The organism is Spirosoma profusum, from assembly GCF_014699005.1.
GTDB lineage: Bacteria > Bacteroidota > Bacteroidia > Cytophagales > Spirosomataceae > Spirosoma > Spirosoma profusum.
Genome location: NZ_JACWZY010000015.1, coordinates 118,578 through 145,106, shown reverse-complemented (window position 1 = coordinate 145,106; position 26,529 = coordinate 118,578). Strand labels below are relative to the sequence as shown.

The following is a 26,529-nucleotide window of genomic DNA, read 5'->3' as shown; positions in this document are numbered from 1 at the left end:
ATTACACCGAAAACAGCCCTTTATTCAAAGCATTCAGTGCATCGGCTTTGTATGTACCGTGTATCAGTAACGACAGATTGCTTTCAGTGCCGCCATAGGAAATCATCCGGATCGGAATATTTTCCATCGCGTTAAAAACTCGCACGGCAACACCTTTATTATCAGCGCTAAAATTGCCAACAATGCAGATAATTGTCTGGTCGAAATCGGGCTCTTCGAGTGTACAGAATTTCTTGAGTTCATTCGTTATCTCCTGGATCCGTTCGGTGTTGTCAATCGTTACCGATACCGACACTTCCGACGTAGTGATCATATCGACGGGCGTTTTATACTTCTCGAAAATCTCGAAAATCCGACGTAGAAAACCATACGCATTCAGCATACGAGTCGAGTGAATGTACAGAGCCGTGATGCCATCTTTGGCGGCAATTGCTTTAAATACTGCGCTTGATGTGGCCGACGCTTCGGGGCGGTCAGCAATCAACGTACCGTATGCACTTGGTTGCATCGTATTTTTTAGACGTACCGGTACGCCGAACATCCGCGCGGGCGTAATCGTAGACGGATGCAGAATTTTTGCGCCGAAGTAAGCCAATTCAGCCGCTTCATCGAAGGTCAACTCACGAACCGGGAACGTGTTTTTTACGATACGTGGGTCGTTGTTGTGCATGCCGTCGATGTCGGTCCAAATCTGGATTTCTTCGGCTTTGATGGCACCCCCAATCAGCGAAGCCGTATAGTCTGAACCACCTCGTTTCAAGTTATCAACTTCGCCACGCGGATTCCGGCAAATGAAGCCCTGCGTAACAATAATTTGTTTATCAGCATGCTGCGGTAACAATTCAGTCAGTTTGTTCTTCGTATACTGAATTTCTGGTTCATTATCAGCGTCGATACGTATGAATTCCAAAGCGGGCAGTAGCGCCGACGAAACCCCTTCTTCGACTAGATACGCCTGGAAAATCTGCGTACTCAGCAGTTCACCTTCGGCCACAAGTTCTTTCTCCTGCTTCAGCGCAAATGGTTTGATCGTTGCCAGCGAGCGAATGAAGGAAAATTCATTCTCAATAATTTTCTGCCCGGAAGTCTTACCGACTTCAGTCTTATATAACTCACCGACAAAGCTATCGTAGTGGGCTTTCAACGTATCGATTTTAGCCAGAGCGTCGGCATCATTGTTCGCTTTCAACGATTCGCCAATGGCTAGCAACGCATTCGTTGAACCTGACAGTGCCGACAAAACGACAATCTTAGGTGTGCTGTCTTCTGTAATCAATTTACGTATCGACTGCATACGTTCGGGTTTTCCGACCGACGTACCACCAAATTTCCAGACTTGCATTTTTAAAAAGTGAAAGAGTGAATGAGTGAAAGAGCGAATAAGCGAGCGTTGTTGTATTCACACGTTCACTCATCCGCTAATTCACTCTTTAAAACTTACTATAAACCTGTTGTTGTAATCCAATCATTTTGATGGCCGTGATAGCTGCTTCATCGCCTTTGTTACCATGTATACCACCCGCCCGGTCAAGAGCCTGCTGCTGGTCGTTTGGCGTTAAAACGCCGAAAATGACCGGCTTACCTGTTTTCATCCCAACATTGGTAAGCCCTTGTGCCACAGCGTGATTAATGTAATCATTGTGCTTAGTTTCGCCCTGAATCACGCAGCCAATGGCAATGACGGCATCAATGTCATCGCGTTGAGCAAACCATTGAGAACCAAGGCTTAACTCATAACTGCCCGGTACGTTGCCGCGTATTACGTTCTCAGGTTTGGCTCCATGTTGAAGCAAAGTCTGATACGCTCCGTCGAACAATGCTTCGGTAACTTCACTATTCCATTCCGAAACCAGTATCGCAAACCGGCGCTCACTGATATCCGGCAATTCGTCCGTTGAAAAGACACTCAGGTTTTTTTGGGCAGAGGCCATTGGAATTGTGTTTTTGGTTCTGAACCGGGATTTAACAGATTTAGGGATTTACAGGATTGCTTACGTTGCAGAAAGTAGAGTAGAAACAAAATCGTGTAAATCCTTAAATCTGTTAAATCCCGGTTCAGAAATGAAAAAGGACAAAACCGGGGTCGGCTTTGTCCTTTGGCTGTATTGAAAAATCAAGTACGCTTACGACTCGCCGACCGTTGCTTCGAGCATGGATTTATACTTCTTGGCATTGGATACTTCGGACGACTGGCCGTACTTTTCAATAATTTCGTCATAAGCCTCAATAGCTTTATCGTTTTGCTTGGCTTGCTCATACGCAACAGCCAACTTCAGCAGATAGCCGGGCGTAAAATATTTATTAGGCTTATAATCAGCCGCTTTGCGATAGTAGCTGGCAGCTTCTTCATAGCTCTTCTTCTCCATGTTGGCATCGCCAATGAGGGCATACGCACGCGCCTGCACCAGCAGATCCGACGAACTGAAGTCATTCAGATGCGTAATAGCTTCATCGTATTTACCTTGTTTAAGCAAGGCAAGGCCAGCATAAAACTCGGCCAGATTACCGCCGGGGGTAGAACCATAATTTTCGGCTACCGAAAGCAATCCTGCCGTTTTACCATCACCATTCAACGCTTTTTTGAGCGAATCGGCTTCGAGTTGATAAACCGCTGAGAACATCTCTGTCTGCGCAGTTTCGTCCTGCGTGCTGACATAGTAGCGATAGCCAAAGAAGCCAGCAACCAACAACACAATCCCACCCAATACGCCTAAAACGATATTTCGGTTCTGGTCAAAAAAATCTTCGGCCCGCTCAAACTGGCCGGCTAACGCGTCCGGATCTTCCAAAAACTCCAATCCGCTGTTCTTTTTGCTCATGCTTTTGCAATTTGGACTGCAAAATTAGGAATATTTACTCTTGTGAAAAAGCCTAAGTCTGAAAAGTTTACGAATATTAATCGGTACATACCGCCATATCACGTACTGCCAACACTTCCGACGGACGTACTGGCCTGATTTGACCAGCCAGTAATGTTTCAATAGCAATAGCTTCGCCGGTTAACGTCACGAACTCAACCTCAAATGCCTGACCATTATTATAGACGGTCAGAATAGTGCCTACATCGCCGACCTTCAGTCGACCGTTGGCGATATCTTCCTGTAAGACAACCAAATCAAATTCGCTCATACGTAGTGATATGGGTTTAATAAAGTAACGGCCGATGTCTGGACTTGTTTTGTTAAAAATGATTTACCTTTGCCGCAGCTAATCTTCTTAGGGGTGCCCTAATACAACGGGCTGAGATTATACCCATTGAACCTGCGCGGGTAATGCTGCGAAGGGAAATGTGCTCACAGGTAATACTTGTGAGTTTTTGCAAAAACTATACCAACTAAAGGTAGGTTTGGCCCCTTGCCTATCGTAACTCTTTTTCAATGATGAAAAAAAGTACGATTGCGCGATTTTTCGCTTATTTATTGCTGACAGAGCTATTCAGCCTGTCGACGCTGCCCGCCTGGGCTCAACTGACTATTTCGGGTACGGTGAACGATGCCGACGGCGGTACGTTGCCCGGTGCTGCTATTGTGCTCGAAGGGACGTACAAAGGCACATTCACGGATGCTAGCGGCACGTTCCAACTCACCAATATGAAGCCGGGGAACGTATCACTACGTATATCTCTCTTGGGGTATGAACCGCAGGTGCAGGTCGTAGACTTAACTCAAAACGCTACGTTGTCTATTAAACTGGCCAAAACCGCCGTGGCCGTAGACGAAGTGGTAGTAAGTGCCACGCGTGCCAATCAGAAGTCGGCAATTGCGTATACCGACGTAACGCGGCAGGAGTTGAACAAACTGAATTTGGGTCAGGATATTCCGCAACTGCTCAATTTTACGCCGTCCATTGTCACTACGTCCGATGCGGGTGCGGGCGTGGGATATACAGGTATCCGAATACGTGGGTCCGATGCGACGCGGGTGAACGTAACGCTCAACGGGATTCCGTATAATGATGCCGAGTCACAAGGGACGTTTTTCGTGAATATGCCCGATTTTGCATCGTCGGTCAGTACGGTGCAGATTCAGCGGGGCGTCGGTACGTCGACGAACGGGGCAGGGGCGTTTGGCGCTTCGGTGAATATTCAGACCAGCAAGCTAGAGGAAAAACCATACGCCGAAACCAACGTATCAGTTGGCTCGTTCGGTACGCGAAAAGTGAACGTATTGGCAGGAACGGGGCTACTGAACAACCATTTCGTGCTGGATGCCCGCCTGTCGAAAATTAACTCCGATGGTTACGTTGACCGTGCCTTCTCTGATCTTCGTTCATTCTATATCTCAGGTGGTTACTATACGAAAAAAAGCTTTTTTCGGCTGAACGTATTTTCGGGTCAGGAACAAACGTATCAGTCGTGGGGCGGGGTGCCGGAAAGCCTGCTGAAAACGAATCGGACATATAATGGCTACACCTACGACAATGAGACGGACAACTATCAACAGGATAACTATCAACTCATTACGTCGCACGAACTGAGCCGGAAATGGCGGTTGAACGTATCGCTTTTTTATACCAAAGGTCGTGGCTACTACGAGCAATTCAAGCCTAACGATAGCTACAGCAAATACGGATTGCCGAACGTAGTGATTGGCGATTCAACCATCACCAGAACCGACATCATCCGCCGTCGCTGGCTCGAAAATGATTATTACGGAACTGTTTTTTCGCTCGATTACAACAGTTTTGGTAAACTAACAGCCAACATCGGCGGTGGATGGAATCAGTATAGCGGAAAACATTTTGGCGAAATTATCTGGGCGCGGGTGGCCGGAAATACGAACATTCGTCAGCATTATTACGACGACGATGCGCTCAAAACGGATTTTAACCTCTATGCGAAAGCCTTCTACCAGTTCAGTAATCGGCTCAATAGTTTTCTGGATGTTCAGGTACGTACCGTCGGGTATTCGTTTCTGGGATTTAATAGCCAGTTGCAGAATGTGCAGCAGGAAGCTAACCTGACGTTTTTCAACCCCAAAGCGGGTATTACGTATACGCTAAACGACAGGGCAACAATTTATGCGTCCGTTGGCGTAGGCCATCGCGAACCCAATCGCGACGATTACACTCAATCGACACCCCAGAGCCGACCAAAAGCGGAGCAACTCATTGATTACGAAGCTGGTTATAAACTTCAGACGGAAAAATTGGCGTTCACGGCTAATCTGTATTACATGGGTTATATGAATCAACTGGTATTATCCGGTCAGTTGAACGACGTGGGCGCGTATAACCGAATCAATATTCCGGTGAGCTACCGGGCCGGACTGGAACTGGAAGCGGGTATTCGGCTGGCTAAACAACTCCGCTGGAATGTGAATGCTACGTTCAGTCGCAACCGGGTTCAGAATTTCACCGAATATCTCGACGATTATGACAATGGAAATCAGGTAGCGCGACAGTACAGCCAGACAGATATTTCGTTTTCGCCCAATCTGATTGTCGGGTCGCAACTACTGTATTCGCCTGTCAATCGATTAGAGCTGAGTTTATTATCGAAATACGTTGGGAAACAATATCTGGATAATACGTCGAATGAGGGCCGGATATTGAATCCGTATTTTACAAATGATATTCGCGCGATTTTTACATTGAAACCAGCCTTCGCGCAGGAAATCGCTGTTACGTTCCTTTGTAACAACGTATTCAATACATTATATGAGTCCAATGGCTTTTCGGTGCCTTACATTTCTGAAGGGAAAATAGTCAACGATAATTATTACTATCCTCAGGCCGGACGTAACGTTCTGGTGGGTTTGCGTTTACGATTTTAGATCTTACTAATGAATATATGGGGCATCGCCCTATATATTCGTTAATAAGATTCCTCCACCAGCGGAATAACAAAAAGAGCCATTTGGCGTACCTTTGCCGCCAGTATAAATAGAGACGTATTATGCATTACGGCTATTTCAACGGTACCATTGCCCCAACTGACCAGCTCGCGGTGGGCATCACAGACCTTGGCCTGCTTCGGGGGTATGGTCTGTTCGATTACTTCCTGACGTACAACGGCAAACCATTTCAGTGGGACTGGTACTGGGAGCGTTTTCAGAATTCGGCCATGCGTATGCATTTGCCGCTGCCCGTTACCAAAAACGAAACCTTCGGAATTATCACGGACCTTATCGAACGTAGCGTCGATGCGGGTACTTCGGCCGATATGGCGTTTCGGTTTGTGATGACGGGCGGTTATTCTGCCGATAGCATAAGCATTGAACAACCGAACCTGCTGATTCTGACTGAATCGATTCACCCGGTTCCTGCTATTCAATACGAACAGGGAATTAAGGTGATTCTGGACGAATACGTTCGCGAAATGGCGGAGGTGAAAAGTACAGATTACAAACGGGTTATTCTGATGGCAGAAGCCATTCGGGCTGCCAGAGCTTCCGATTTATTGTATCAGAAAGGGGGCGAAATCAGCGAATTGAGTCGTAGTAATTTCTTTATCGTCAAAGGAAATCAGATCATTACGCCCGACCGACATATTCTCCACGGTATAACCCGTCGCACAGTAATGCAACTGGCCCAGACCGATTTTGAGGTAATAGAACGGTCAGTTCTGCTCTCCGAACTCTATGACGCCGACGAAGCTTTCACAACCAGCTCCACTAAAAAAGTACTGCCAATCGTGCAAATCGGCGACCTGACTATTGCTGACGGTCACGTAGGGCCAACCTCAAAATTCCTGTTGCAGCAGTTTGATGAACTGACGAGAAACTGGTAATTCCACCCTACAATCAGCCGTTTTTGTCATGCTGAGGAACGAAGCATCTTAAGGTTTCCTTATTTGTGTGCTAGGATGCATTAAGATGCTTCGTTCCTCAGCATGACAAAAATAGGCTGAATGTCAGCCGCATATCGTTTAATGACCTCAGCCGTAATTTCCGCTTCCTCTTTAATACGTGCCAGGCAGGGCAGTTTCGTATAGGAAAGAATAAACTCTTCCGTAGCTGGGTTAGTAGTTCCATTAAAAACGATTCCCAAAAGTGGAATCTGGCGGTTCCGGCAGGCTTCCACCGAAAGCAGCGTGTGATTGATACTTCCCAGATAATTTCTCGACACCAATACAACTGGCAAATCAAATTTCTGTACAAGGTCGATATTTAGATACGTATCATTGAGTGGCACCATCAATCCCCCAGCCAGCTCAATAACCAGCGCGTTATCAGTTTGGGGTAACGTAATGGAATTCGGTTCAATCGTTATACCATCCAATTCGGCAGCCGCGTGGGGCGATAAGGGTTGGGCCAACCGATACGTTTCAGGATGAACTTGCGAAATAGAATTACTTATTAATCGACGTACCGTAGTTGTATCCGAATCCGTCAACGCGCCCGATTGAACTGGTTTCCAGTAATCGGCCTGAAGGGCTTCTACCAGAATCGCCGACACGACTGTTTTCCCAATCTCGGTGCCAATACCCGCAACGATCAATTTAAGGGGTTCACTAGTAAGATTCATGGGACTGATAACGTAGCGCAGTTTGTAAGACCGTCAATAACTGATCTATCTCCTCATTTGTATTGAACGCGTGAATACAGATACGTAGCCGCTCCTGGCCAGCCGCAACCGTCGGACTGAGAATGGCTCGTACATCCAGTCCTTTTTTCTGCGCTTCACTGGAAACGTAACGCGCCGACTCATTACCTGGAATAATCATACATTGAATGGGTGACTGGCTCACTGTCCAGATACTGTCGGGTAGTAGCACCTGCGCACTTTTCTGGAAATAAGCGAGTCGGTCTTGCAATTGCTGCCGTGTGTTAACACTAGTTGCTACGTATTGGTGAGCGCAACGTATCGCCAGCAGGCTATGCGGGGGAAGGGCCGTTGTGTAGATGAACGAACGGGCGAAATTGATCAGGTAATTACGTAGCGCAACCGGGCCGACCACTGCCGCGCCATGTACGCCTAACCCTTTCCCAAACGTATGCACGCGGGCCAGCACACGTTCCTGCAAACCAAGTGCAACCACTAACCCTTCGCCTGTGGGGCCATAAACGCCCGTCGCATGGGCTTCGTCGACAACCAAATTGGCCCCATATTGCTCGCAGAGGTCGGCTAGCTGACGTAACGGTGCTACGTCCCCATCCATCGAATAAACCGATTCTACTCCAACGAATAGTTGCCCATCCGGTCGATTTTGGGTTGCTTCCTGAAGCCTGGTTTCTAAATCCTCAAGGTCGTTGTGGCGAAAACGGTGACGGGTAGCATAATTCAACCGTGCTCCATCGATCATGCTGGCGTGTACCAGCGAATCAGTCAGTAACGTATCGCCAGCTTTGGGCAGACACGCCAGTAAACCAAGATTGGCGTCATATCCCGAATTGAAAATAAGGGCAGATTCGGTCTGGTAAAATAGGGCTAGTTCCTGCTCAACTTCATCGGCCAAAACTGTCTGACCGGCCAGTAATCGACTTCCGGTGGCACCCGTCCGATTGTTTGTTGCTGTTACGTCGGCTCGTTGAATGGCGGCTTTGAGTTCGGCAGAACGGGCAAATCCCAGGTAATCATTTGAACAGAAATCTACCAACCCATCCGATGTGCGGAGCCGACGTAGCAAACCTGCCTGCTCATAGCTCGCTAGTCGGTCTGACAGTACGTTACTAATTGAATCTGTAGAAAGAGCCATGTCGCAAAGGTAAGATGGCCAGTTCGAATGACTGGAAAATTGACCCATGAAATGGAAAAATGTGCGTAACTCTAGAGTTATCCACATTTTGACTGTGGATAACTATGGTCAATTGTGGATTACGCAATAAAAAATTAGGCAACGGTTTAAAATATTCGTAAACAAATACTTATCTAATGCGTTACTAAGCGGTTTTTAGAACGATTTTCCCAAGCTGACTTCCCGAATCCATTTTCTGCATGGCCAGTTCTGTTTCGGCCAGAGGTAGTATAGTATCAACTACAGGAACAATTTTTTTGGCCGAAAGTAAAGCCAGCATATCTACAAATTCGGATTGGGTGCCCATGGTTGTGCCGAAGATAGAAAGTTGCTTGAAAAACACTTTGGGCGGCACTACGTCGGTAATGTTTCCGGTAGTGCCCCCGAAAAAAGCGATACGTCCGCCCGGCGCTGCTACGTCGATCAGTTTAGCAAAACTCGGCCCACCTGCGCTGTCGATAATAACGTTGAAGTAACCACTACGTCCACCACCGGTTTGCGCCAGTAACGTTTTGTGCCAGTCTGGTTCGCGGTAGTTAATACCGCCAACAGCGCCCAACGTTTTGGCTTTCGCCAGCTTTTCATCCGAGCCAGACGTTACCCACACTTCGGCGCCTGACGCTACGGCAAACTGTAACGCAAACAACGCAGCGCCCCCACCAACGCCCGTAATTAACACCTTCTCCGGCGACGTAGCAGTATCGGTTTTCAAACCGGCCCGCGTCATGAGGGCGCGCCAGGCGGTCAATCCTGCCAGTGGAAATGCGGCTGCCTGCTCGAAAGAAAGATGCTCGGGTTTCGGATGAACGTAGCGGGCATCGACGGCAACATATTCAGCAAACGTACCATTTTCAGGCATTCCAAGAATCCGAAAATCAGCCCCGTAAAATGCTGGATTATTGCCCCAATGCAGTGCCGGATTGATAACCACTTCTTTACCCTGCCACGACGTATCGACATCTTCGCCAACGGCCTCCACGACACCTGAACCATCAGATCCTAGAATTACAGGCAATTTGATAGCCGGATAAAGCCCTTTTTGGATATAAACGTCCCGGTGATTCAGAGAGGCAGCCTGGAGCTTAATCAGTACGTTGCCAGAGCCGACCGTGGGCATAGGCCGGTCAGTGTATTGAATGGGTTGGTGGTTGCCTTCGAGATAAATTGCTTTCATAGTGAGTAATGTAAGCGGTAGTTTAAATTGGTTACGCCATCGCCGACCTGTAGATTTGTCGCAAATTAGCCAACATAATGATAACGTATCGAGAAGCAACATCGGCGGACGCTGAATCGATTGCTCAGTTACATAGCCTTAGCTGGCAACAAAACTACCGAGGTATCTGGAGTGACGGATTTCTGGATAACTACGTAGTAGAAAATCGTCGGACTGTCTGGCAGGAACGTTTGATTCAACCAGGAGAAAATCAATACGTTATTGTGGCGTTGTCGGGCGAAACAATTTGCGGTTTTGCCTGCGCTTATTCTCATGACGATGCCATTGGGGGAACGTTGCTCGACAACCTGCATGTTCACAAACAGCACAAAGGCCAGGGTATTGGTACCGAACTAATTCGACAGACTGCCACCTGGGCGTATCGTGAACAAGCAGAATCAAGCTTTTATTTGTGGGTGTTGGTGAAAAACATCAGCGCCCGAACATTCTACGAAGGTCTGGGTGCGATCAATCAGGAAGAGGTTTCTGTTGAAAATCCGGACGGAAGTTTTTCGGACTGCTGCCGCTACGTATGGCCAGACATTACAACATTATTATGATTCGTTTTTTCAACGAGGATGTACCGTACAAGCTCCCTCAGAAACAGGCTATTCGCCAATGGCTGAAAGAGCAGGCCAGTCGGGAAGGTTATACGGTTGGCGAACTAAATTACATTTTCTGCTCCGACGAATACGTCCTTCAGGTAAATCGGGATTACCTCCAGCATGATTATTATACTGACATCATTACGTTCGATCAGAGCGATGAGGAAGGTAAAATTGAGGGCGATATTTTTGTCAGCGTGGAACGGGTGGCCGATAATGCGGCTCAATTAGGAAACTTACCCGTACAGGAAATGCATCGCGTATTGGCACACGGACTTCTCCATCTCTGCGGCTATGGCGACAAAACTGATGAAGAGGAAGCGCAGATGCGAGTCAAGGAAAACGAGTGGATGAGCCATTTAGCCGTTCAATAGCTATGTTACGAAATTTGCGAATTTTTCTAGTTGTGTGGCTCGGAATGGTCACGATGGGTTACAGCCAGAAACAAATTGCGATCACTATCGACGATTTACCAACTGTATCGAGGTACTACGTTACCGCCGATGCACAGAAACAACTGACGCAGAAATTACTGGTGCATTGTACTACGTTTCAGGTTCCTGCCATTGGCTTCGTCATTGCCGGGAAATTACAACGTAATGCGAAGCCAGATTCTGATGCAATCAAGCTGTTATCCATGTGGTTAAGTGCCAGTTTAGAGTTGGGCAATCATACGTTCGCGCACAAAGATTATAACCTCGTTACGTTCGAAGAAATGAAAAACGATGTGCTGGCGGGTGAGCAGATTGTAAAGAATCTTGTGCAACGTCAGCGTAAACCGTTTCGCTTTTTCAGGCACCCTTTTTTGCGGAAAGGGGATACGCAGGCTAAAAAAGATTCACTCGAAGCATTTTTGAAAAAGCGTGGCTATCAGGAAGCGCCCGTTACGGTCGACAATTCCGACTGGTTATTTTCGCGGGCCTATGACAACGCGTTACTGCTTGGTGATACGTTACTGGCGTCGCAAGTTGGTAAACGCTACGTCGATTACATGCATGATTGTGTAGCTTACTACGAAGCGCAGAGTGATTCCCTTTTCGGTCGGCCGATTAAGCATACGTTGCTAATTCACGCCAATACCATCAATTCCGATTACCTTGGCACTTTGTTCGCACGATTAAAACAGCGAGGTTATTCGTTTGTATCATTGAGTGAAGCCTTGACCGACCCGGCTTATCGTTCTGAAGATCGTTTTTACGGGAAAGGCGGTATTTCGTGGCTGCACCGTTGGGCTTTGACAAAAGGCAAAAAAGGAGCTTTTTTCAAGGGTGAGCCCGAGGTTCCGGCTATGATTGATGAATTGGCAAATCGAAAGATTTAGTTGTTACGCAGAGATGCGCAGAGATCAACGACTCTCATAATCACCGGACCCGATCAAGCGCTTTCCGTCGACAGGAAAATTATATAGGTAAATCCAGCAACGTAGCGTTTCGCCTACACAATCAGCGGTTATGATTTCCCGAACGTACTCCTGAGGTTGCGCGAACGTAGCACCAATACCTTCATATTCATCCAGACGTAGCAACAGTTCGGACTTATGCTGGCTAATGTCATAAACATCGCCCCGAACAAAACTGCTGCTATCAGGTTGATAAATAGCCCCCGGATACGTACCGATATCGAAAAGTTGTCCTGAAAAAATTCCTTCACCAACGTATCGGCTGTATTGCCGAAGATATTGGGCGAACGGATTTTGGAACGAGGCACGTAACGTACCGTAGACAAACAGATAATCAGCGTCCTGCATCATCAGAAACTCAAAAAATTGCGTCTGGCGTATGGACTAATATCACTAATTTAGCGTTACGTTTGAAACGGGTTGATGACATGAAAAAGACAAAAGTAATTCTGATGCTAGCTGCGTCGCTGGTGCTGGTTGAGATTCCGTTGGAAACGATGGCATCTTCCTCGGCTGCGCCCACTGAAACAACCATCTTTAAACGCAAGCGTAAGGGTTACAAACCTAAGCGCGGAGGCCTATTCAACACCGGTCTTTTTCGGAAGAAAAACCCTTGCGGCTGCCCAAATCATTAAGCAACTGTTAAGAAATTGTATTTATATCAGAGTAAGGCCCTCATACGGGCCTTTTTTCGTTTTATTAGTTGTAAAAATCTGTGTTTCAGTGTAAAATTTCGTACCTTTGCGACCTGGATTTAAGGGATTAGGGGATAAAGCTGATTTTATTTGAATCTGTGCGCTATAAAAAGCAAAAAACAAAATCCAGAAAATCCAAAATCAGCTAAATCCCGGTTCAGATTTATATGCAATCAATTCGCAATATAGCAATCATCGCCCACGTCGACCACGGCAAAACTACCCTGGTCGACAAGATTATTCATGCCTCTAAAATTTTCCGGGAAAATCAGGAATTCGGCGACCTGATTCTGGATAACAACGATCTGGAGCGGGAACGGGGTATCACCATCGTGTCGAAGAACGTATCGGTACGATACAAGGATGTTAAAATCAATATCATCGATACGCCGGGCCACAGCGATTTCGGGGGAGAAGTAGAGCGTGTACTGAAAATGGCCGACGGCGTTTGTCTGCTGGTCGATGCCTTTGAAGGTGCCATGCCGCAAACCCGCTTCGTGCTCACGAAAGCCCTGCAACTGGGCCTGAAACCGATTGTGATCATCAACAAAGTCGACAAAGAAAACTGCCGCCCCGACGAGGTTCACGAGCAAGTGTTCGACCTGATGTTTAACATTGGCGCTACCGAAGACCAACTCGATTTCCCAACGGTTTACGGTTCGTCGAAACAAGGCTGGATGGGTCCCGACTGGCAGCATCCGACCGACAACATTACGTATCTGCTCGATACGATTGTGAAAACTATTCCGGCAGCACCGGTGAACGAAGGTTTGCCGCAAATGCAGATTACCTCGCTCGATTATTCGTCGTTCGTGGGACGTATCGCCATTGGGCGCGTGCATCGCGGAACCCTGAAAGAAGGTGCCAGCATGGGCCTGATGAAAGCAGACGGTACGCTGAAGCGGGTACGTATCAAGGAATTGCAAACTTTTGAAGGTCTAGGCAAACAGAAAGTGACCGAAGTAGGTAGCGGAGACATCTGTGCTGTAACGGGTCTGGAAGATTTTGAAATCGGTGATACATTGACCGATTACGACAATCCCGAAGCGTTGACACGTATCTCGGTCGATGAACCGACAATGAATATGCTTTTTACCATTAACAACTCGCCGTTTTTTGGTAAAGAAGGCAAATTCGTTACGTCGCGTCACCTACGCGACCGGTTGTACAAGGAGATCGAGAAAAACCTGGCACTACGTGTCGAAAATACCGACAGCGAAGACCGCTTCCTGGTGTATGGCCGCGGTATTCTTCATCTTTCTGTACTGATTGAAACCATGCGTCGTGAAGGTTACGAATTGCAGGTAGGTCAGCCGCAGGTTTTGTATAAAGAAGACGAAGACGGTCAGAAACTCGAACCTATCGAAACGCTGGTTGTCGACGTACCGGAAGAAACAGCTGGTAAAGTCATTGAACTGGCTACCCAGCGCAAAGGCGAACTGCTGATTATGGAGCCGAAAGGCGATTTGCAGCACCTTGAGTTCGAAATTCCGTCGCGTGGTTTGATTGGTTTACGTTCGAACGTACTGACTGCTACGTATGGCGAAGCCGTAATGAGCCACCGCTTCAAAGAATATCAGCCGTTCAAGGGAGTTATTCCAGAACGTATCAACGGTTCGATGATTTCGATGACGACGGGTCAGGCAACAGCTTATTCGATCGACAAATTGCAGGATCGGGGACGGTTCTTTGTAGAACCGGGCGAAGAAATTTATACCGGTATGGTTATCGGCGAACACAATCGTCAGAACGATATCGTGGTGAATGTTCAGACAGCCAAAAAACTGACGAACATGCGTGCGTCAGGTTCGGATGACAACGTGAAGATTGCGCCGAAAATCAGTTTCTCACTCGAAGAATCGATGGAGTATATTCAGAAAGATGAATATCTGGAAGTAACGCCCAAGTCGATCCGGATGCGGAAGATTTTCCTCGATGAGAACGAGCGGAAACGTAATGAAAATAAATTTGCTATGGCTTAAAAATTCGCCATGCTATTCATAAAAAAATCCCCGGCCATGGCTGGGGATTTTTTGTTCTAGTCAATCAGATTAGGAAACCTAGCTTCAACAGATTCAGTAACTACTTCCTCCAGCCAGTACTACCTATACTAAATGCAAATGTTGGACGCGAATTAACGGGAACGCTCAGGGGAGACACAACGGAAACAGTACTTACCTCGGCATTTCGGGCGGCCATATACTCGGCCTGCCTGCATTTGTGGTAATAGCATGCCACAAAAAGTGAAATACCAATAAGGGCCATCATAATCTTTTTCATAACGGTTGTTTTACTTACTAAAAAGTGTAGATATGCATGTGCTGAATCAGAATTCTGATTAAATCTGCACCAAGTTATAGTGACGTTCTGCATATGCTACTGTCCACTTATTGAACGGTTGAATTGACTAAACCAGATCAGCCACGTTGAGACTGTACTGCACTAGAAAAGGTGACATGTTACGCGTAAATTTTTTATGAAGCTTCTGTTATAAAAATGCTTTCAAGGGATAATCTGGCTAGTTCAGATGAAGGGTCAATGATCCATTTCGATGGCATTTTCAGCGTGTAATCGATAAGATAACCCGACGCCATATGAATTGTTAGGAGTTTTAGAACATGACCGATCTATTTAGAAAGTTTTTAATCAAAAACTAACCCCTAATCGAATAGCTATACGATTGTAAACACGTGTTTCGTGTTTGGCTAATTCGTTTGAAAACAAGGGTTTATCAGCTTCGGCTTCCTGTCGCTTATAACTTAGCGCCATGACGAAATTAGAATTCGATACGTTTCCAATCCGGAAGCCAATTCCCGGCGAAATAACCCAGCCCCCCGACGTTTTATAACCCGCTGCATCTTCGTTGAGCCAACTGAATCCCCAGCCCGTATCCAAACTGGCAAAAATACGAAGATTTTTATCATTGGGTCGTGCCAGATCGTAGCGGGCACCGGCGCAAATAGGCGTCAGTAGGGCGGCATTGTACCAGTCGACACCAACCGTAGCCCCAACGGCCAATCGTGGATTCAGCAGGACCCCGTTGAACGTCTGTGCGGTGAGATTAACCCGTTTCGATACTGTTTCCATGCCCTGCGTGCCAAACTTCACTTGTCCGAACAAAGCGCCTATTTCGGTCATGTTGGTGAATACAGGCTTAAATGGAGCCGTTTGCCCTAGTGCCAGCGCAGGAACCAGCCAGCTAAAAATGAGTAGTATAGTTCTCATTACGTAGGGCGGTTTAATAGGCATATGGCCGACTGACCATAATTTTACTAAGCTGGCGTAATCGGGCAGGGTTCGTGTAGTCGAACTGGTAAAGACCATCTTTGCCGATCATCAACAGGGTCTTATTCAGCGGGATTACATCGTAGGCGTCCTGTCCGGCCAAATGTTCCATCTGCTTAATATCGATGGCCGACGTAGCATCAAACGTTTTCAAACCATGCTTTCCTTCGCAGATGAACAATGTTGGGAAATCGACGCCCAAACCGTGTGGATTCGCCATCGGATAGCTTTTTATCAGCCGGGGAGCCGTTAAACTGCTGATATCCACTACGTCGAGCTGGTTGGTATAGCCGCCACACTGCGTACCATTACGTAGCGTTACGTAGGCAATATCGCCGTTCACCGCCACCGGATCGCAGACGCGGGCGTGCTGGAACGTAGCAAGGCGGGTTGGATTGGCCGGATTTGAATTGTCGTAAATATGCATCCCGGTTTGAGAGCCGATGAACAACTTGTCTTTGTAGGGGAAAATAGTTTCAATACCCGAACCCAAATTCACACGGCTGCTTTGCTTCGGATTGGCTGCATTCTGAATATTGAACAACTGCATATCCGACTGACTGACCGTGTACAGAAAGTTGTTATAAAGCGCAAATCGAGCCATCGAACCGGCTGTGCCATTGCTGCTCGGTGCTGTTTTGGAATCAAAGGCTGCTGAAGCAAACCCTATGTCGACCATGCAGGTCGGGCAACTTGCCCAGTTCGACGAACCCGCTGCGTCGCAGTCAGTTTTTCGGGTCTCCGTTACGTAGTCGACACGCTGGTCGCTGAGGGTCAGTGTTTGGGCGTTTACATTCCACCAGCCACCGTCAAACTGACCATTTGTAAAGACCGACTGAACTCGGTTCACCTCGCGGGGTTGAGCTGGATTAGTGATGTCGAAGGCCACCAGATCCATGTAGCTGTCGGCATACAAAATGTTATCACGGACAGCCATATCGCCATTGCCCGGAATCCGCAAAAAAGCAATCTGTTTGGGGGCCGATGGGTCGCGGTTATCAATGAGGTGAATGCCCTCTTTCAGTTCATTGATGAACAGGTAGCCACTTTTGGTGTAAATTTTTCCGGGCTGTTTCAACTCGCGCGGCTCTTCAACCCGAACGCCTTCACGAACTTGAGTCAGGGTTAACGTAACGGGCGTGTACCGCCGAAATGTGCGTGTTTCTTCGCAACGGTCAGTGCAACCAGTTTGCCAGAAAAGGGGAGCAAGCAGCAGAAAAAGTAAACGATTTGCTTTCATAGCGTCAAAAGGTGAGGTTATAAAAGCAAGACTCTGGACGTAGCAAAAGCGTTGGAAATGACCCAAAAAAAATTACCCGGCTGTCTTGACTACGGCCGGGTAATGTTAATCTTACACAAAAAGTTAAGCAATTATGGTCGTTGATATTGATACGTTGCTCCATCGGCAATCGTGGCTCCTTTAGGGGTACGTTCCGATAAATACAACAACGTATTATACACAATTCGGAAGGGCTGCTCCGTCAAATCGTTTGAGTAATGAAAAATACCTTCGGTACCGCTAGTGCCTGTTGGCGTTACTGTATAAGGCGTACCTGGTTTAGCAACGCCGTTACGTACCTGAAGAAACGTACCAGAACCCGTAAATGTGAGTTTTTCAGTGTAACCGGCCTCGGCTGCTGTAACGGTTTTATTCGTCATGGGGTACGTAATACTAACTAGCTTCCACTCACCTTCAAATGGAAGAGGGGGATTTACGCAGCCGCACATAGGTCGCTCACAACCGAAAACCAGCAGGATTAACAAAAGACTGCAGGAAGCCAGACGGTACGCTTTCATGGTTATTTCACTCGTTTATAAACTAGTGTGCCCGGTTTGTCGCCACCATACGATAGCTTGAGCTGGTCGGAAGTCAGTTCGTAACGGACAACCGCTCTCAGGTTCGTGTAATACGTCTGCTCAAACTGCATGGCCGCCGGTTCGCCCGCTACTTTGGTAGAGCCAATAGGGTCGACGACCATCATACCATCGACCGTAGCGAAAAAACGCGCATTGTATTCATTGACAGACGAACGGCCACCGCCAAACAGGGGTGTTACGTCGTTCGGCGGATTTTTCTCGTCCAGCGTAAAATTCAGATTTACTTCATAGGACGAATTCGGTTCCGCCAGTTGCCAGTTACCAATCAGGCTGGCAATTTTCGGGGATAATTCATTGTCCTTTTTGCTGCACTGCGTAAACACGAGCAGGCTAAACAATGAAAGAGCTGTTAACAATACGTTTCTTAAAGATTTCATGACTTTTATAGTTTATGGCAAATAGTTGGAGTTGTAAAAGTACAACTACTCTGAAGGTTGAATGGTTGAAGGTTGATTTTATAGCAAACAACCTTCTTGCCAAATTTCTATTGCCCTAATTATCAAGCCATTTTTGTCATGCTTCCTTCGTCACCATGACAAAATAATTACTTCTTCACCACCGTCGGATCTGCAATTTTTCCGACAAACAAAACGGTACCTGATGTTTTCTCGTGAATGACAAACACAAACGGGCGGTTACATAACGTAGGCATAGGCAGCGACGTAACAGAAACACCCACGCTCGTAACAGCCGCAGCTTCGGTTCCTTTTTCGTCGACAGCAACGAATGTATTCTGCTTCACGAAGCTAAGTTTCAGACCGGTAGCCGTGCTTATTTTACTGAAATCAGCACCGTCGGTGAAAGCAGTCGGCATGCCCATTGCCTGTAATACGTCGTTCAGAACGATTTCATATTCCATCGTGAACTTTGGTAAGCCAAAATCGACGGAGGCTTCAGTCATATCTTTTTGCAGTTGCGTCCAATCGGCTTCGGTGAAGCTGGTCAGCAGAGCGTCGGCCGATGAATTTTCACCGGGCAGTAACACGGTCATGGCATACTTATCAGAGCCATAAGGCAGTTCGAAAGCGCCATACGTAGGGCGGAAGGCCCGGCGCATGGTCATGTTCTGACGCATCATTTTCACCGTTGTCTGACCACCCGAAGCCAGTTTAAACGGCGAATCGACGGTAGCTGCCGGATCGAACTGCGATTTCCAATCGCCCTTGAAATACAGGGCGTTTAGGAGAAACAGTACGTTATCCGGATCGATTCTGTCGATCACTTTCGGGATTTTGCCGTTCGTTTTCTGGCTCGCCCAAGAGTTGATGTCACCAACTGTGGACGTATTATTGAAATCCTTGGCCGCTACCTCAGCTTTAAACGACTGCTTCAGTAAATCCTGATACGTAGTAGATACCGGATACGTATTGCGATACCAGACGGAATTAGCCAGATTCAGAGTCACTTTTGGGTCGACGCCGGGCAGGTTTTCCATCAGATTCTGATACGTCTGATTGGCCTCGGCCAGCGTCTGCGCGTCCAGTTTGAGCGTTTTCTGGATTTCCTGCGCCGTTTGACCATTGGCTCCGTTCAGTACCATACCCAGTGCGATGTGAAGGCTGAGTGGTGAAATAAATACGTTTTTGGCATTCCCTTCTTTAGCGCTTACACGCTTGGCGAGATCGAACGCGAATTGCGTAGTTTGATTGGCGAATGGCGCTGAAACACGCAAATTATCTGCCGTACTAGTGCCTCCGGGCGTTACCTCGGCGTTTTTACAGCTTACAGCCAGCAGCAACAGACTGCCTGTGAGTACGGTTACCGTCGAAAAAAGATTCGTTTTCATTGGTCATTATGATTTGTTGTTATTGACACTCTTTCTTCGTCTCGCGAAGTTTCCGTAGGTTTTCGACTAGTCCTTCGAAACCAGGTATGGTTCCGCCATGCGGGAACGTAACACGATGTTTTTGTCCACTGAGTTCCAGCTCGATGTATTCGGCACCACCGTCGGCGCAATCCGGGCAACCGATAGTCTCGGGCTGCTTACTGAATGCGTCCAGATTAGCCGATGCTTTTACGGCATTCCAGTCGGCTTCGCTGATGGTAAATGAGCAGTTTCTGGGGTCAAGCTGCGTTGGTTGCCGCCCGTTCGCAATTTCGTTGAGTGTTACGTTGGTCTTATCGAAAACATAATTTTTCTGGCAATAGCCCAAACAGAAGCCAAACGATGTGCCACTGCGGACGATTAACTCACTGTTGAGATTTTCTGGGTTCTGTGGGTCAACGCTACTACTACATTGTACGAAGAGTAACGCTATAGCAACAAAATTTCCAAGACGTTTCATAATCGTTGTTTGTTTAAAAATGATAATCTACTCCAAAACTCATCCCCATCACGGTCGGATGACTTTGTATCTGTGATTGGGCCGACGTACTGGTTCCGATTGAAGGCTGATAGACACCGGCAAGCGAAGCTGACCACTGGCGTGATGGCCGATACCGGAAACGGGCGCCCATGGTGGCCGCCAGCGAAACAGGTCGATAAACACCATCTTTTGCGGTTACAACTACATCATTTCCAACCGTATTTCTGACAAAAATGTTGGTCAGGAAACCACCTACTAAGGCCAGTCCCAAACGTTTGCGCGGACGTAGCTGATAGCCTACCTGCACCGGAACCTGCACGTATTGATAGTTATTGGTCAGCACCTGCTGGTTGCGTTCGTTATAGACGGCCTGATTGGCATAGTTGATGCTGGCGCCGGTCATCTTATCGGCAGTTACAGACGCATAACCAGTGCTGGAACTGCTTGTGCTACGTAGGGCATCCAGAAACAGGTTACTGCTTATGTTACCCGGCGCATTGCTGGAATTGACCAGTCCTGAAACGCTCCCCGCCGATTGGATAGGCGTCTCAACCGTTGAACGGCCCGCCAAATAACCAACCCCTGATTCGAACGACCAGTGTTCGGTTACCTGAACACCCGCTCCAGCCTGATACGCCACCGAAAAGTTAGCCCGGCTATTGACCGACGGCTGAACGGCCTGCAATGTGGTGGTTGGGGTATTCTGAAAGGAATTATTGGCCAAAGCCAGTACAGGTGCTGAATGAACCGAAACCATTGGATTATAGGTACCCGACATCATTCCTACCGAAGCCCACATTTCCTTCCGTTCGCGTTTACGCGACGCTACGTCTGCCTCAAGCGGGGCTTCTGCCGGGCGGAACCAGACAATCCGCTGAATCGGACGCGCACCGCCTATACGAAGCGGTTTGTTCCGTAACTGGCTGTATGAGGCAACCGAATAGTTATTCTGATCCGACGTTACGTTGGTAATTGCCTCTGCACCAGGGCTGGCAGACGTAGCGGGCACTTTATAATCCGTGGCCACACTTGGGAACGTAGCATCCGGAAATGAAACGAAGGTTGGGTCGTTTTGTATCTGGCCGGGCCTGGTAAAGGTGGCAGCGAGTTTTTTTCGAGATACTACAGACGTAGCAGGTGCAGAAACAACCGCGTTACGTTGCGGTTTTGCGTTGGACGCAATCAGGTCCGAAGTGTTCTGCTCAGACGTACTTCCATGCTTTGCTTTATAGCTACGTAGTATTTTGGTTGCTGGCTTGTTTGCTTCCGTGAATGCTACGTTGCCTGAATCGGCTACCCTGTCGGAATTTGCTACGTTACCTGGGTTCGCTACGTCATCTGCTACGTTCGTTTTTGATTGTTTATGTGCCTGACTGATACGTTGCTCCGGTTTATCGACCGACAACGTAGTGAAAGCCCACCAGCCAACGAGCAGTAACGTAACGGCAGCCGCCACGCGCATTCCCCACTGCAGCGACCGCGACGAAGCCAGTCCACTACCCCACAAAGGCAGTATTTTCGGGCCACTGGATTCATCTAGCCGGCGCTCGATAGCGTCCCACACGCGAGGAGGGGGCGTTTCGCTGGCTTCATTAAATACCTTTCGCCATAGGTCGTCGGGTATGTTTTTGTCTAATTCATCCATTTCTTTCCATGTCATTAAGAGCGGCCCTGGGCCGGATGTCCATCAGAAAATAGTTTTTGTTGCAACAGCCCTCTTGCGCGGGCATACTGCGATTTTGAAGTTCCTTCGGCAATGTCAAGTAATTCAGCGATTTCCGGGTGCGTATACCCTTCGATCGCATAGAGATTAAATATGGTTCGGCAACCCGCCGGTAGCTCCTGAATCAGTTGCAGCAGATATTGATAATTGAGTGTGGGTAGGCTTTCGTCGGCCTGCGGCAGCACGGGGGCCATTTCCTGTACGTCGGCTGCGTTCTCCCAGGGTTTATTTTTTCGTAATTCCTTCAGTGCCGTATTAATCACAATCCGTTTCAGCCACGCTTCCAGCGGACACTCAAACCGAAATGAGTCGATATGCCGGTAAATCTTTACAAACGCATCCTGCAACACATCTTCGGCCTCGTCGGGGTCTTTGATGTACCGTTTGCAAAGGACAAAGAGCTTACCGGCAAACCGCTCGTAGAGCAGTCGCTGCGAAACCCGGTTCTGTTGTCGGCATCCTTCGACTAGTGCGTAATCATCCTGCATAGCAACGTTGACCTAATAATGACCCCGGCTGAAACGGGAGGGTTGGAAAGAGTGGTCAGAAAAAATAATTTCCTCCTACAGTTATATACGCTATAAGATAATTAATGTTGAATGCTTTATAGAATAGTCTGTCATTCGAAAACAAAATTACTATGAATCGTCGTGAAGCACTGCGTTACACATTGGGAGCCGGATTGGCTGCGCTGACCCAACCTGCCTGGTCGAAGTGGGAGAGTGCCGAAAATCGCTTCAAAATTGGTGCCTGCGATTGGTCAATTGCCCCCGCTGGCGACATCAATAGCTTTGCGATAGCCAAACAAATTGGCCTCGACGGCGTGCAGGTAAGTTTAAACACAAAAAATGACCACGAACATCTACGTAAACCCGAAATGCAGCAACAGGTTAAAGCGGCAGCCGCTCAGTCGGGCGTGGCTATCGGCGGACTGGCGATTGGGCTGCTCAACGATATTCCTTATAAATCTGATCCGCGTACCGAACAATGGGTTCAGGATAGCGTCGACGTAGCACAGGGGTTGGGCGTGAAGGCGATTTTGCTGGCCTTTTTCAACAACAACGACTTACGAAAAGATAAAAAAGGTACACAGGTGGTTATCGACCGTCTGAAAGCAGTTGCGCCCAAAGCCGAAAAAGCGGGTGTTACGTTGGGTATCGAATCGTGGCTATCGGCTCCCGAACTCGTGGCCATTTTGGACGCGGTTGGGTCGCCCGCTGTGAAGGTTTATTACGATGTCTGCAACTCAACGGTACGTAGGTACAATATTTTTGATGAAATTCGTAGTCTTGGCAAGGGGCGTATCTGTGAAATTCACCTGAAAGAAAACGGCCATTTACTCGGTCAGGGTGAAGTTGATTTGAAGAAAGTGCGTCAGGTGCTGGACGAAATAGATTATTCCGGCTGGTTGCAGATTGAAGGAGCCGTTCCCAAAGGCAAGCCGATGCTGGAAAGCTATATCGAGAATAATAAAACGGTACGTGCAATATTTAGTTGATTTTGTTTTTGTTATGCTGAGATACGAAGCATAACAAAAACGTCTTTTGAGAAAAAAGTTTGGATACGTAGTGAAACCCAGATTAACCCTTGAATTCTGATGAAAAAAATCTTATCCCTGAACCCTTTCTCACTGGCGCTGACAACGGCGGGTTTGTTATACCTGATTGGGCCGGGTATTCAATCGGATAAATTCACTACGTCCCATCAGAATGCAGTACGTCAACGTAGCGTCATTGCTGATCCGGATTCGAGCCGTTTGTATTTGCCGGATGACCTGGAAGTTACGCTTTGGGCCGAATCGCCGATGTTTTTTAACCCGACTAACATCGATATTGATGCCAGAGGTCGTGTTTGGGTGACTGAAGCCGTGAACTACCGCAAGTTTAACAACAAAGCTCAGAACCGACTCAGCCATCCGGAGGGCGAGCGCGTCATGATTTTGGAAGATACCGATGGCGATGGAAAGGCTGATAACAGTAAAGCTTTTGTTACCGATACGTCGCTGGTGTCGCCACTGGGCATTGCGGTGGTAGGGAACAAAGTCATTGTGTCGGCAGCCCCCAATCTGGTGATGTATACCGACAATAACGGTGACGACGTGCCAGACCAAAAAGAAATTATACTGACAGGTTTTGGTGGCTTAGACCACGACCATTCGCTGCACTCCGTCGTGGCCGGACCCGACGGAAAATATTATTTCAACACAGGAAATGCCGGCCCACACGTAGTAACCGACAAAAATGGCTGGACGCTACGTTCCGGAAGTTTATACACCGGCGGAACCCCGTACAACAAAATTAATCATGGCAATCAGGTGAGCGACGATGGTCGTATCTGGACAGGAGGTATGGCGCTACGTATCGACCGAGACGCTTCTAACTTGAAAGTAATGGGCCATAATTTTCGCAATAACTACGAAACGGCGGTCGATTCGTACGGAAATATGTGGCAAAACGATAATGATGATCAGGTAGTTGCGTGCCGGACGAGCTGGCTGATGGAAGGAGCTAACGCTGGCTATTTCAGTACAGATGGCACGCGCTACTGGCAGGGCGATCAACGGCCTGGCCAAACAGTGCCGACCGCCCACTGGCATCAGGAAGACCCGAACGTAATGCCCGTCGGCGACATTACGGGCGCAGGATCGCCAACGGGTATGGTTTATTATGAAGGCGATGAACTGGGGCCGCAATACCGGGGCATGCTCCTCAGCGCCGAAGCCGGACGTAACGTAATTTTTGGCTACAAACCGGAAGTGTCGGGGGCTGGCTACCGTTTGCAACGTACCAATTTCATCAGTAGCGTAGCCGAAGACAACCCAAACTACAAATGGAACGACATAGATAACGACTCACGTAAGTGGTTCCGTCCCAGCGACGTAGCGGTTGGTCCCGATGGTGCTTTGTACATTGCTGACTGGTATGATCCGGTCGTGGGTGGTCACCAGATGAAGGACAGTAAAGGTTACGGCCGGATTTACCGGATTACACCCAAAGGCAAAAAGCTCACCGTACCGAAAATCGATTTAAGCAACACGAAAGGCCAAATTGCCGCCCTTCTGAACCCGGCCATAAACGTCAGAATGCTGGGTTTCGAAGCGCTGAGGGAACAGGGCGAGAAAGTGGTTGAGCCTGTGATGGCGTTATTGACCGCACCGAATCCGTTTCATCGGGCGCGGGCTATTTATCTGTTGGCGCAACTGGGTGCTGAAGGCCAGTTTGAGGTAGAACGACTACTGAAGGCCGTCGATGCGCCGGTACGTGCTACGGCCCTGCGTGCGTTACGTAGCATTACGCCCGAAAACTCGAAAGCCAATCCCGCCCTGACAGCTTCGCAAAAAGCCCTGATGCCTTTACTTGGAAATCTGTCGACTGACCGTAGCCCGGCGGTACGTCGCGAAGTGGCAGTTGCTATCCGGGATGTACCGTATTACGATTGCCGACTGCTGCTGCTTAATCTGGTGAAAGGGTATGACGGACAGGACCCTTATTACCTGAATGCACTCGGGGAAGCCGCCGATGGAAAAGCGGAGCCACTTTTCGCCGATTTACTGACCACACTTCCTGAAGATCCCACGAAATGGGACAAGCGCACGGCCAATCTGGTCTGGGAACTTCATCCGGCGACTGCCGTGACTCAGTTGAAGAAACGTATTGAATCGCCAGAAATTAGTGCCGATGACAAACGTCAGGCAATTGTTACGTTAGGTTTCATCCGAACGGCGGCTGCGGCCAAAATTATGGTCGATTTAACCAAATCGGATGATAAGGACGTAGCACAGCAGGCGGCTTACTGGACTAATTTCCGGAAGGGGAACGACTGGGCTAAACTCCTCAAGTGGGAGGACGTAATGCCCACGAAGTTGTCAGCCGAAGAACAGAAAATGCTGGCAAGTCGACAGGTGCTCCTGGACGAATATAAATCGGAGTCTGAAAAGCGGAGAATGGCTCTGGAGATGGCGAGTAATCCCGAAGGCGGCAAAATTCTGGTCGGACTGGCGGCTGATAAAAGACTGCCTGACAACCTGATGACAGCCATCGCTCCGGTCATTTTGAAAAACCCGGACCAAACCGTTCGGACGATGGCCAAAGAATATTTCTCCGTAAAACAGGAAACGCCTGTGGTTATCGAATCCACAACGCCAACTGAAACCAAACCGCAAACCGCAGCTACAGAATCGGTACCAGCTCGGGTAACCGAATCGAGTGCATCGGTCAGTAGCGACCCGGCCATTGCCGAGATTGCGATGTTGACAGGGAGTCCGCAGACGGGCCGGTCAATTTTCAATAAGAGTTGCTCTACCTGCCATCGTCATGGCAAACAGGGGAATGACATTGGCCCCGAATTGACCGAGATTCACCAGAAATTCGATAAAAATGGTTTACTGGATGCCATTTTACACCCCAGCGCTGGTCTTGCGTTTGGCTACGAACCCTGGCTGGTTACAACGAAAAAAGGCCAGGCGTTTTACGGTTTTCTGGTGAGCGATGGCGAACAGACCGTAGTTGTGAAAGGCGTGACAGGGGTAAAACACACTGTTCCCACCGACCAGGTTGTTTCGCGGAAACAATTCAAAAACAGCCTCATGCCCGACCCAAATTCGTTAGGTCTGAACCACCAGCAATTAGCCGATTTGACAGCATTTTTGCTGAAGCAATAGTCGAAAAGGACAGTATAATTTTTGTCATGCCGACGAAGGAAGCATCTTAACGTATCCTCACTTAGGAATATGGATACGTTAAGATACT

The 26,529-nt window shown here is 48.1% G+C and carries 25 protein-coding genes; 9 read left to right on the top strand and 16 right to left on the bottom strand.

All coding sequences use genetic code 11. From position 1 onward, the window contains the following. Position 1 precedes the first annotated feature (1 nt). The 4 genes from IC229_RS18060 to IC229_RS18045 all read right to left on the bottom strand — a co-directional run bounded on the left by IC229_RS18060 (position 2) and on the right by IC229_RS18045 (position 3,129). Positions 2–1,342 carry an aspartate kinase gene (locus IC229_RS18060; RefSeq protein ID WP_190888407.1) on the bottom strand — a complete coding sequence of 447 codons (1,341 nt, stop codon included), beginning with the start codon at positions 1,340–1,342 and terminating at the stop codon, positions 2–4. Positions 1,343–1,430: 88 nt separating this feature from the next. Continuing rightward, positions 1,431–1,931, bottom strand: coding sequence for a 6,7-dimethyl-8-ribityllumazine synthase (gene ribH / locus IC229_RS18055; protein WP_190888406.1), 501 nt, complete (start codon positions 1,929–1,931; stop codon positions 1,431–1,433). 192 nt (positions 1,932–2,123) lie between these two features. Then, positions 2,124–2,819 (bottom strand): tetratricopeptide repeat protein, encoded by a 696-nt coding sequence (locus IC229_RS18050; RefSeq protein WP_190888405.1) that lies wholly within the window; start codon positions 2,817–2,819, stop codon positions 2,124–2,126. 76 nt (positions 2,820–2,895) lie between these two features. Beyond that, entirely contained in the window at positions 2,896–3,129 is a 234-nt protein-coding gene (locus IC229_RS18045) for a DUF4926 domain-containing protein (RefSeq protein WP_190888404.1), read from the bottom strand. 251 nt (positions 3,130–3,380) lie between these two features. Between IC229_RS18045 and IC229_RS18040 the strand changes: the two genes are divergently transcribed. Both IC229_RS18040 and IC229_RS18035 read left to right on the top strand, forming a co-directional pair. Further along, the gene (locus IC229_RS18040) at positions 3,381–5,774 is read left to right on the top strand and encodes a TonB-dependent receptor (RefSeq protein ID WP_394355959.1); all 2,394 of its coding nucleotides are present in this window, start codon (positions 3,381–3,383) and stop codon (positions 5,772–5,774) included. A 122-nt stretch (positions 5,775–5,896) separates the two neighbouring features. After that, positions 5,897–6,730: an aminotransferase class IV gene (locus tag IC229_RS18035; protein WP_190888402.1), complete on the top strand. Its 834-nt coding sequence runs from the start codon at positions 5,897–5,899 to the stop codon at positions 6,728–6,730. A gap of 80 nt (positions 6,731–6,810) precedes the next feature. Here the strand turns inward: IC229_RS18035 and bioD are convergent, their stop codons facing one another. The 3 genes from bioD to IC229_RS18020 form a co-directional block, all read right to left on the bottom strand. After that, a complete protein-coding gene (bioD, locus tag IC229_RS18030; protein ID WP_190888401.1) occupies positions 6,811–7,467 on the bottom strand; it encodes a dethiobiotin synthase in 657 nt (218 codons plus the stop codon). Further along, the gene (locus IC229_RS18025) at positions 7,454–8,638 is read right to left on the bottom strand and encodes an aminotransferase class I/II-fold pyridoxal phosphate-dependent enzyme (RefSeq protein ID WP_190888400.1); all 1,185 of its coding nucleotides are present in this window, start codon (positions 8,636–8,638) and stop codon (positions 7,454–7,456) included. Before IC229_RS18025 ends, bioD begins: the two co-directional genes overlap by 14 nt. 184 nt (positions 8,639–8,822) lie before the next feature. Beyond that, positions 8,823–9,851: a zinc-binding dehydrogenase gene (locus tag IC229_RS18020; protein ID WP_190888399.1), complete on the bottom strand. Its 1,029-nt coding sequence runs from the start codon at positions 9,849–9,851 to the stop codon at positions 8,823–8,825. Between the two features lie 77 nt (positions 9,852–9,928). On the opposite strand from IC229_RS18020, the gene IC229_RS18015 reads away from it, so the two are divergent. The 3 genes from IC229_RS18015 to IC229_RS18005 are packed head-to-tail and all read left to right on the top strand — an operon-like array spanning position 9,929 to position 11,816. Then, complete coding sequence (locus IC229_RS18015) at positions 9,929–10,450, top strand: GNAT family N-acetyltransferase (protein WP_190888398.1); 522 nt, start codon at positions 9,929–9,931, stop codon at positions 10,448–10,450. Continuing rightward, positions 10,447–10,869: an rRNA maturation RNase YbeY gene (gene ybeY / locus IC229_RS18010; protein WP_190888397.1), complete on the top strand. Its 423-nt coding sequence runs from the start codon at positions 10,447–10,449 to the stop codon at positions 10,867–10,869. Before IC229_RS18015 ends, ybeY begins: the two co-directional genes overlap by 4 nt. 2 nt (positions 10,870–10,871) lie before the next feature. After that, the gene (locus tag IC229_RS18005; protein ID WP_190888396.1) at positions 10,872–11,816 is read left to right on the top strand and encodes a polysaccharide deacetylase family protein; all 945 of its coding nucleotides are present in this window, start codon (positions 10,872–10,874) and stop codon (positions 11,814–11,816) included. A gap of 24 nt (positions 11,817–11,840) precedes the next feature. On the opposite strand, the gene IC229_RS18000 is transcribed toward IC229_RS18005, so the two are convergent. Then, positions 11,841–12,245 carry a gamma-glutamylcyclotransferase family protein gene (locus IC229_RS18000; protein ID WP_190888395.1) on the bottom strand — a complete coding sequence of 135 codons (405 nt, stop codon included), beginning with the start codon at positions 12,243–12,245 and terminating at the stop codon, positions 11,841–11,843. Between the two features lie 77 nt (positions 12,246–12,322). Between IC229_RS18000 and IC229_RS17995 the strand changes: the two genes are divergently transcribed. Together IC229_RS17995 and typA are read left to right on the top strand one after the other, a co-directional pair. Beyond that, complete coding sequence (locus IC229_RS17995) at positions 12,323–12,529, top strand: hypothetical protein (RefSeq protein ID WP_190888394.1); 207 nt, start codon at positions 12,323–12,325, stop codon at positions 12,527–12,529. 227 nt (positions 12,530–12,756) lie between these two features. Next, a complete protein-coding gene (gene typA, locus IC229_RS17990; protein WP_190888393.1) occupies positions 12,757–14,571 on the top strand; it encodes a translational GTPase TypA in 1,815 nt (604 codons plus the stop codon). Between the two features lie 664 nt (positions 14,572–15,235). Here the strand turns inward: typA and IC229_RS17985 are convergent. The 8 genes from IC229_RS17985 to IC229_RS17950 form a co-directional block, all read right to left on the bottom strand. Further along, complete coding sequence (locus tag IC229_RS17985; protein WP_190888392.1) at positions 15,236–15,814, bottom strand: hypothetical protein; 579 nt, start codon at positions 15,812–15,814, stop codon at positions 15,236–15,238. Between the two features lie 13 nt (positions 15,815–15,827). Then, the gene (locus IC229_RS17980; protein WP_190888391.1) at positions 15,828–17,114 is read right to left on the bottom strand and encodes an LVIVD repeat-containing protein; all 1,287 of its coding nucleotides are present in this window, start codon (positions 17,112–17,114) and stop codon (positions 15,828–15,830) included. Between the two features lie 131 nt (positions 17,115–17,245). Beyond that, positions 17,246–17,671 (bottom strand): hypothetical protein, encoded by a 426-nt coding sequence (locus tag IC229_RS17975; protein WP_190888390.1) that lies wholly within the window; start codon positions 17,669–17,671, stop codon positions 17,246–17,248. A gap of 2 nt (positions 17,672–17,673) precedes the next feature. Further along, the gene (locus tag IC229_RS17970; protein ID WP_190888389.1) at positions 17,674–18,129 is read right to left on the bottom strand and encodes an META domain-containing protein; all 456 of its coding nucleotides are present in this window, start codon (positions 18,127–18,129) and stop codon (positions 17,674–17,676) included. Positions 18,130–18,296: 167 nt separating this feature from the next. Then, complete coding sequence (locus IC229_RS17965; RefSeq protein WP_190888388.1) at positions 18,297–19,538, bottom strand: serpin family protein; 1,242 nt, start codon at positions 19,536–19,538, stop codon at positions 18,297–18,299. A 19-nt stretch (positions 19,539–19,557) separates the two neighbouring features. After that, positions 19,558–20,037 (bottom strand): hypothetical protein, encoded by a 480-nt coding sequence (locus IC229_RS17960; RefSeq protein ID WP_190888387.1) that lies wholly within the window; start codon positions 20,035–20,037, stop codon positions 19,558–19,560. Positions 20,038–20,050: 13 nt separating this feature from the next. After that, the gene (locus IC229_RS17955; RefSeq protein WP_223834064.1) at positions 20,051–21,718 is read right to left on the bottom strand and encodes an anti-sigma factor; all 1,668 of its coding nucleotides are present in this window, start codon (positions 21,716–21,718) and stop codon (positions 20,051–20,053) included. After that, positions 21,718–22,269 (bottom strand): RNA polymerase sigma factor, encoded by a 552-nt coding sequence (locus IC229_RS17950; protein ID WP_190888386.1) that lies wholly within the window; start codon positions 22,267–22,269, stop codon positions 21,718–21,720. The genes IC229_RS17955 and IC229_RS17950 overlap by 1 nt, the downstream gene beginning before the upstream one ends. Positions 22,270–22,421: 152 nt before the next feature. Here IC229_RS17950 and IC229_RS17945 point away from each other — a divergent pair, with 152 nt between their 5' ends. Further along, a complete protein-coding gene (locus IC229_RS17945) occupies positions 22,422–23,279 on the top strand; it encodes a sugar phosphate isomerase/epimerase family protein (protein ID WP_190888385.1) in 858 nt (285 codons plus the stop codon). A gap of 99 nt (positions 23,280–23,378) precedes the next feature. Beyond that, on the top strand, positions 23,379–26,441 hold the full coding sequence (locus tag IC229_RS17940; protein ID WP_190888384.1) for a PVC-type heme-binding CxxCH protein: 3,063 nt from the start codon (positions 23,379–23,381) through the stop codon (positions 26,439–26,441). Positions 26,442–26,529 lie beyond the last annotated feature (88 nt).

What these genes read in the sequence shown, in the direction of transcription:
- IC229_RS18060 (WP_190888407.1), bottom strand. Translation starts at nt 1,342, where the DNA reads ATGCAAGTCTGGAAATTTGGTGGTACGTCGGTCGGAAAACCCGAACGT.
- ribH (WP_190888406.1), bottom strand. Translation starts at nt 1,931, where the DNA reads ATGGCCTCTGCCCAAAAAAACCTGAGTGTCTTTTCAACGGACGAATTG.
- IC229_RS18050 (WP_190888405.1), bottom strand. Translation starts at nt 2,819, where the DNA reads ATGAGCAAAAAGAACAGCGGATTGGAGTTTTTGGAAGATCCGGACGCG.
- IC229_RS18045 (WP_190888404.1), bottom strand. Translation starts at nt 3,129, where the DNA reads ATGAGCGAATTTGATTTGGTTGTCTTACAGGAAGATATCGCCAACGGT.
- IC229_RS18040 (WP_394355959.1), top strand. Translation starts at nt 3,381, where the DNA reads ATGAAAAAAAGTACGATTGCGCGATTTTTCGCTTATTTATTGCTGACA.
- IC229_RS18035 (WP_190888402.1), top strand. Translation starts at nt 5,897, where the DNA reads ATGCATTACGGCTATTTCAACGGTACCATTGCCCCAACTGACCAGCTC.
- bioD (WP_190888401.1), bottom strand. Translation starts at nt 7,467, where the DNA reads ATGAATCTTACTAGTGAACCCCTTAAATTGATCGTTGCGGGTATTGGC.
- IC229_RS18025 (WP_190888400.1), bottom strand. Translation starts at nt 8,638, where the DNA reads ATGGCTCTTTCTACAGATTCAATTAGTAACGTACTGTCAGACCGACTA.
- IC229_RS18020 (WP_190888399.1), bottom strand. Translation starts at nt 9,851, where the DNA reads ATGAAAGCAATTTATCTCGAAGGCAACCACCAACCCATTCAATACACT.
- IC229_RS18015 (WP_190888398.1), top strand. Translation starts at nt 9,929, where the DNA reads ATGATAACGTATCGAGAAGCAACATCGGCGGACGCTGAATCGATTGCT.
- ybeY (WP_190888397.1), top strand. Translation starts at nt 10,447, where the DNA reads ATGATTCGTTTTTTCAACGAGGATGTACCGTACAAGCTCCCTCAGAAA.
- IC229_RS18005 (WP_190888396.1), top strand. Translation starts at nt 10,872, where the DNA reads ATGTTACGAAATTTGCGAATTTTTCTAGTTGTGTGGCTCGGAATGGTC.
- IC229_RS18000 (WP_190888395.1), bottom strand. Translation starts at nt 12,245, where the DNA reads ATGATGCAGGACGCTGATTATCTGTTTGTCTACGGTACGTTACGTGCC.
- IC229_RS17995 (WP_190888394.1), top strand. Translation starts at nt 12,323, where the DNA reads ATGAAAAAGACAAAAGTAATTCTGATGCTAGCTGCGTCGCTGGTGCTG.
- typA (WP_190888393.1), top strand. Translation starts at nt 12,757, where the DNA reads ATGCAATCAATTCGCAATATAGCAATCATCGCCCACGTCGACCACGGC.
- IC229_RS17985 (WP_190888392.1), bottom strand. Translation starts at nt 15,814, where the DNA reads ATGAGAACTATACTACTCATTTTTAGCTGGCTGGTTCCTGCGCTGGCA.
- IC229_RS17980 (WP_190888391.1), bottom strand. Translation starts at nt 17,114, where the DNA reads ATGAAAGCAAATCGTTTACTTTTTCTGCTGCTTGCTCCCCTTTTCTGG.
- IC229_RS17975 (WP_190888390.1), bottom strand. Translation starts at nt 17,671, where the DNA reads ATGAAAGCGTACCGTCTGGCTTCCTGCAGTCTTTTGTTAATCCTGCTG.
- IC229_RS17970 (WP_190888389.1), bottom strand. Translation starts at nt 18,129, where the DNA reads ATGAAATCTTTAAGAAACGTATTGTTAACAGCTCTTTCATTGTTTAGC.
- IC229_RS17965 (WP_190888388.1), bottom strand. Translation starts at nt 19,538, where the DNA reads ATGAAAACGAATCTTTTTTCGACGGTAACCGTACTCACAGGCAGTCTG.
- IC229_RS17960 (WP_190888387.1), bottom strand. Translation starts at nt 20,037, where the DNA reads ATGAAACGTCTTGGAAATTTTGTTGCTATAGCGTTACTCTTCGTACAA.
- IC229_RS17955 (WP_223834064.1), bottom strand. Translation starts at nt 21,718, where the DNA reads ATGACATGGAAAGAAATGGATGAATTAGACAAAAACATACCCGACGAC.
- IC229_RS17950 (WP_190888386.1), bottom strand. Translation starts at nt 22,269, where the DNA reads ATGCAGGATGATTACGCACTAGTCGAAGGATGCCGACAACAGAACCGG.
- IC229_RS17945 (WP_190888385.1), top strand. Translation starts at nt 22,422, where the DNA reads ATGAATCGTCGTGAAGCACTGCGTTACACATTGGGAGCCGGATTGGCT.
- IC229_RS17940 (WP_190888384.1), top strand. Translation starts at nt 23,379, where the DNA reads ATGAAAAAAATCTTATCCCTGAACCCTTTCTCACTGGCGCTGACAACG.